This is a genomic window from Pseudomonas sp. ICMP 561 (assembly GCF_002699985.1).
In the GTDB taxonomy this organism is placed as follows: Bacteria; Pseudomonadota; Gammaproteobacteria; order Pseudomonadales; family Pseudomonadaceae; genus Aquipseudomonas; species Aquipseudomonas quasicaspiana.
On sequence record NZ_LKBT01000064.1, the window covers coordinates 1 to 207 of the forward strand.

1 pseudogene is annotated in these 207 nt (G+C 50.2%); it reads left to right on the forward strand.

The features are described from left to right. Nucleotides 1–44 precede the first annotated feature (44 nt). Nucleotides 45–207 (forward strand): annotated as a pseudogene (locus AO242_RS25455) (IS110 family transposase); the annotation flags it as partial.

Below are 207 nucleotides of genomic sequence, written 5' to 3' on the forward strand. Positions count from 1 at the left end.
CACGGTGGCATTCTTAAGAAGCCAACGACAGCGAGGGCGAGTCCATGAAAAAGCATACGATCAAAAGTAACGCCTTGTCTTCAGCCGATGTGTCGGCTTGTTCAACAGTGGCTGTAGATCTTGCCAAAAACGTGTTCCAGATAGCCGGAGAAGACGCCCTTGGTCAGGTCATTTACGAAGAGCGAATCAAGTCACGCGAAGCCTTTG